The 5,243-nt window shown below is 63.3% G+C and carries 4 protein-coding genes; all 4 read left to right on the forward strand.

The window, feature by feature from the left end; translation table 11 throughout:
- The first annotated feature begins 373 nt into the window (after positions 1–373).
- Positions 374–841, forward strand: coding sequence for a YbaB/EbfC family nucleoid-associated protein (locus tag C1A30_RS25880; protein ID WP_101951167.1), 468 nt, complete (start codon positions 374–376; stop codon positions 839–841).
- Positions 842–1,153: 312 nt separating this feature from the next.
- Positions 1,154–2,308 carry a hypothetical protein gene (locus tag C1A30_RS25885; protein ID WP_142392665.1) on the forward strand — a complete coding sequence of 385 codons (1,155 nt, stop codon included), beginning with the start codon at positions 1,154–1,156 and terminating at the stop codon, positions 2,306–2,308.
- A gap of 183 nt (positions 2,309–2,491) precedes the next feature.
- The gene (locus C1A30_RS35680; RefSeq protein WP_160112796.1) at positions 2,492–2,641 is read left to right on the forward strand and encodes a hypothetical protein; all 150 of its coding nucleotides are present in this window, start codon (positions 2,492–2,494) and stop codon (positions 2,639–2,641) included.
- A 440-nt stretch (positions 2,642–3,081) separates the two neighbouring features.
- Complete coding sequence (locus C1A30_RS25895; RefSeq protein ID WP_142392666.1) at positions 3,082–4,980, forward strand: hypothetical protein; 1,899 nt, start codon at positions 3,082–3,084, stop codon at positions 4,978–4,980.
- The last annotated feature ends 263 nt before the right edge of the window (positions 4,981–5,243 follow it).

The raw sequence follows: 5,243 nt of genomic DNA on the forward strand, positions 1-5,243 counted from the left end.
TCAGAGCTGTGGTTTTCTCAGTCATACCTGCCGGAGTGGAAGCGTTCTCGTCCGCCAACAATGTTGCTGCGAGCGGACTTTCGACTGCGGGCTCCGCGGACAGCGGTGCGATGCTGGCAGCGGTCGCCTCGGCATTAGGCCCTATCGGGGCGGGCTACTTGGCTGCCTACGCACCGGCCCAGACGAACAATCTGACCAGCACGGTCACTCTCGCTCAGGTGCACGCGGCGATTAGCGCGTCGACTCAAGCATCCCTGGCTTCGTTTGTCGCGACAGACGCCCCCTAGCAGCTGACCTCGATGCAGCGCCCCGCGTGGCGAAGACGGCTCGCATCCACGTTATCGGCCAAAACGCACACAGGTTAGGAGGATCGATGGATATCGAGTCGACGCGGCATATTGCGACAGAGGTGACCGCTCTGGTGCAGGAGCAGATGCAAGACCTCAAGAAGGTGACTGAACGACGGGCCGCACTGACGGCCAAAGGCGCGGCGGCAGACGGAATGGTGTCGGTAACCCTCGATGCCAACCACACGATCATCGAGACTGTCATCGACGAAGACTATTTGTCCGACCACGAACTCACCGACCTCGGTGCGCATGTCACTGCTGCCGCACGGCAGGCTGCCGAACAGCTCAACGAAGCAGCGGCGGCGCTACTGGCACCGATGGTTGAGCGGCGAACGGCGATGTCGGCGGCTGCCAGAATGATCGGCTTGTCCGATATCGAAGAGATGATGTCGCAAATGGGTCTTGACCTTCCGACGCGAGGCGGTGTCGGCCCTTCAGCCGACGAAGACGATGGGCAGCACAAGAATTCCTATCCCGTCGTGCGCGGCTGAGTCGGACACGTCCTGCAGTGTGGTGTGCCGAAACGCAAACGACATCGCCTCATTCACTTCACCGGTGGTCGCTGACGGTGCATCGTGAATGTTCGCGACGAACTATGGATAGGAAACCGCGTTCAACCTGCGCTGCGCGCATATGTTGTTCGATCATGCTGATCGGTGATCCCTCGGATGGCGGTATCTGATTCGTGAGTTCACTGTCACATCGGTATTCCCATGCTGCGACAGCCAATATCGCTGGTGTCGGTGACGGCATGCGACGCATTCACTTCGCCCATTTCGCGGCGCTAGTGGAGGGGTGTGGCGATGGGCATTGAGATGCCACCCGAGCTGCAGTGGCTGTCGTATCTTGCGGGTAGTTCCTGGCCGCAGGGCGATGAGACGCAGTTGTTTTCGATGTCGGAGGTGTTCAAAACCGCGGCCGACGAGCTGCGCGACTTAGTGCCGGAGTTGAGTAAGGTCCGGCGCGAGACGTTGTCAGTGTTGGTGGGGGATACCGCGGATGCGGCGGACAAGCAGTTTCGGATGTTGTTCGACGGCGATTATTCAGTCGAAAAACTGGCCGACGCGGTCGACGAATTGGGGGGCTTGTCGTACAAGACGGGCGGAGAGCAGATTGAGTACAACAAGCTCGTTGTGATCTCGACCCTGGCAGTTACGGCCTTCTTTATTTTCCTTTACATCGCCGAGGCATCGATAACGGATGGGTTTTCGCTGACCTGGATCCCACCGCTGGAGCAGTTGACGGCGGCGAGTTTGCGGAAGGCGCTGGAGGAGGCCTTGGCGCGGTTGTGGGCGTCATTGGTGGAAGCGACGACGAAGACCGGAGTTCGCAAACTGGCGCGTGAGGTCAGTGAGGAGGTGGTTGAAGAGACGGTCACAGAGCTGGTGCAAGAGTTCGCGATTGAGAAATATCAGGCGGGCAAGGGGCATCGGCACGGGGTGGATTGGGGGGCCGTCGGCAAGAACGCATTTTCGGGTGCGGCAGGTGGTGCCGGCGGTGCCGCGGCGCATAGACCGGTTTCGGAAGTTGTGGGTCACCATGAGTCGTTGGTGGGGAAAGTCGTCAAAGGTGGTGTGACGCAATTCTCCACCGGTGTGGTCGGCAATGTGACGGGGTCGTTGGCTGGCGGCGGTGGATTGTCGGCGTTGTCGATTTTGGGCGGGTCGTCCTCCTCGGCGTTGGAGGGCACGTTCCACGCGGTGTCGCAGGCAACGAGACCGGTGGGGGCGGCGCGGGCAACTCCGAGCCTGTTACCAGGACGGGCAACGGTAACGGCAGCGCAACCGGCTCCGGCATCCGTCGCGGCAGCGGTGCTGCTGGTACCGGCCACGCGCTTAGCGGTACCGGATCGGGCACCCGCTCGGGTTCTCTCACCGGCGCCGGCACGAATCGACGTGTGGGTGCTGATTCGGGCAGTAATCGTGATGCCGGTAATCACACAGCCGATGGTGGCGTAGCGGCTGGCAGCAATAGCGGTGCCGCTCGCAGTGTCGACGGCACTGGACAGGTCGTGAGTGGTGCGAGTTCGCAACCGAGTACCCGTGTTGCCGGTGATGGCAGTCGCGCCGAGGGATCGGTGATCGATGGCGGGCTGACCGTCAGAGGCGAGTCGGGTACTGGCAGCACCGGCGGTGGGTTCGATGTGGTTGGACACGTCGACGGTGGTCAGCAACTCGAATTCACGGGTCCGGCCAGTGGGGCCGGTGAACGGCTATTGGGTGGGGTCGGCGCTGACGTTTCTGGCGGGCCGTCGCCGCGCGGTGCGGTGCCCAATGCCGTTGGCGGCGTGAGGAACCCGGCGTTCTCCGGTGATGGGACGCCTTCGACCGCGGTGGACTCGGCAGGTGGCGCGCCGGCTGCAGCTTCAGATCGTGCCGGGTCGGTGTCTTCGGGGTCGGCCGCAGACCGGTGGACTTCTGATAGCGGTGCAGCGGTGCAGCCATCTTCGCGAGTCAGCGACGCCGATCAAGGTGTGGCAGTGCCGCGGGCGCAGGTTGTCTCCGGCGAGGCGTCGCCAAACCTAGGGGCGACGACCTCCCCCAAGCCAATGGAACACGTTGTGGGCCTGGGCGATACCTCGTCTACCCAAGCGCATGTCGGCCCGTCTGAATTGCCTGCCAGTACGACCGCGGGTGAAGCAGTCATTACCCAACGCGCATATCGGGACGCCGTTGTTGCCTCGGTCCAGAAGTCGCTGGCGACATCTGGCTTAGATGATGCGGCGGGTCGGGTGCAGACGGCCCTGAGCGAGTTGGCTGCGGCGGGACGGCTCCGAGAGGCGAAAAACACCCCGCAGCTGCAGGACATGTTGCGCAACCAGGTGCTGGCACACGACCCCCGTGTGCCCCTGCGTGGTGGTGGTGGGTTGTTGGAGTCTTCGGGTGATGACGCGGTGGTGCCGGGTGTGGGTGTTGCTGGCACGTCGCGTCTTGGCGGTGTGGCTAATGCGGTGTCGCATGGCGGATCTGTTGAACGGCGTGATGATCCGGTGTTGGGTGTTGATGCGGCTGGTTATCCGCCTGAGCCGTATCTGCCGGTGTCTGAAGAAGTGGGGTCGGTCAGCGAGGGTGTGGACGCCGGCACCGATGATGGTGAGCGGGTCGGGGACGTCGGTGTTGAGGCCGACGGTGTGGTTGATCAACAACCGTCCGGTGACGCGTTTGCCGCGCACGACGGTGCTAGGGGTGTGTCCTGGTTGGACAGGTCCGAGGGTCGGCCCGGTTTCGCTGAGGTCAATCCTGGGTTTTCGGGTTTCGCGGGTGGGGATGTCGTAGCGCTGTTGGGCGGCGGTTGGGATGTTCGGTCGGGGTTGGCCAGGATGCTGCAGCGCGCCGGGGATGGTAGCGCTGGGGTGCGTGGTGATGTCGAGTTCGTGTTGAGTTCGTTGCGGACTTCAGACAATGTCGACGCGTTGCGCTCAGCGGTCGATGATGCGGTGCAGGTGCTGAGCGATCGCGGGATCGGGACCCGCGAGCAGTTGGTGGATGTGTTGGCCGATGCGAGTTGGTATGACTTCTACACCCGTCTGTGGCATGGGTTGGCCAGTGGGTTGCCGTTTGCGGCGTCTTCGGCGTGGGTGGATGCTCATCTGGGGTCCGCGGTCGCTGACGCCATCGCCAGAGTGCACCCGGAGTGGGCCGATTGGCGCGTGCAACTGGTCGCCGGCATTGGGTTGTCGGCGTTTCAGTCGGTGGGCAACGTTGCTGCTGGCGGGTCGCGGGAGGCCTCGTTTGCCGACGCGTACCTGACCCGGCCACCGGTGGGGCTGCTTCCCGAGGAATTGCGCGGTATCAACACCGATGAGGCGTGGTCGGCTTCTAAGGCCGCTGCCTGGGATGTGGTGTACAGCTATGGAATTGAGTCCGATGTTGGCGTGCGGTTGTTGCCGGCGCTGGTGTTGGAGGGGTTGGGGCGTCATCAGCAACGCGTGTTGGTCGACAAGATCACCGACGCCAGCGGGGCGTTGATCGCCGGGGGACTGCGGGGATTGGTCTACAGTCACCGTCGCGACGTCACCGATGGCCGGGCTGGGCTGCAATTCTTCTTGGCCCGTTCAGATTTGGGTGAGCAGATTGATTTCCTGCGCGGGTCGCGGTGGGAGAAGTTCTCCAGCGGATTGAACCGGGCGGGTCTGTATGTCTCCAACCACATTCCCTCGCGCCGTGAGGTGCAGGCGCCCGCACCCCGCTGGGTGCCGCGGCCGCTGCGGCCCGCGTTGCAAGCGGTGCGTCCCTACGTGCCGTTAGGTGTCGAACGCGCGTTTTTCACCACTCCGGGCTGGGTGTCACACACCAGTCTGGGGCTGGGAGTGGCGCCGGTGTCGTATGTGAATCCGACCATCACACCGCCGTTGTTGACGCCCTATGTCGGGGAGCGGGCGGCCAACACCATTTCGTTGGTGGCCAAATACATTGGGCTTGCCGTGGTGTTCTGGGGATGGGGCGCCGCGGTGACGTACACCTCGCTGAGGTCGCTGGCGTCGTTGACACCGTTTCGCACGTTCTTCTCCAGTGGACCCTCACGACTAGAAGCCGGCCTGGACCAACCACCTGCGACCCTGATCCCACTGGCCCCAGCCAGCACCACCCCCGCCCCACATCAGCACCGCCTGCGGATCACGATGGTTTAGCACGGTCGAGCGATGCGAATTCCTCAGCCAATGGCGTTGTTGCGGTTGCGGGTCGCCAGGGCCAGAACGCGCGCCTCGATGGGGCCACCCATCCTTCAGCCCCGCATCGGTCGACGCTGGTCGGGAACGCCGCGACACCAAATCCATTCGGGCGCACAGGTTCCGACGATGCCACGGCGCAACAACAGCTCGACGATCGTGAGGATGGCTCACAATCGGGTCGCGGCGATGACGCCGAATCCACAGACCAGTCCTACGACGAA

The sequence above is a fragment of the Mycobacterium sp. 3519A genome (genome assembly GCF_900240945.1).
In the GTDB taxonomy this organism is placed as follows: domain Bacteria; phylum Actinomycetota; class Actinomycetes; order Mycobacteriales; family Mycobacteriaceae; genus Mycobacterium.

Excerpts from the sequence above, each read along its gene's own strand:
- C1A30_RS25880 (WP_101951167.1), top strand. The coding sequence starts at position 374 with ATGGATATCGAGTCGACGCGGCATATTGCGACAGAGGTGACCGCTCTG.
- C1A30_RS35680 (WP_160112796.1), top strand. The coding sequence starts at position 2,492 with ATGTGGTTGGACACGTCGACGGTGGTCAGCAACTCGAATTCACGGGTC.
- C1A30_RS25885 (WP_142392665.1), top strand. The coding sequence starts at position 1,154 with ATGGGCATTGAGATGCCACCCGAGCTGCAGTGGCTGTCGTATCTTGCG.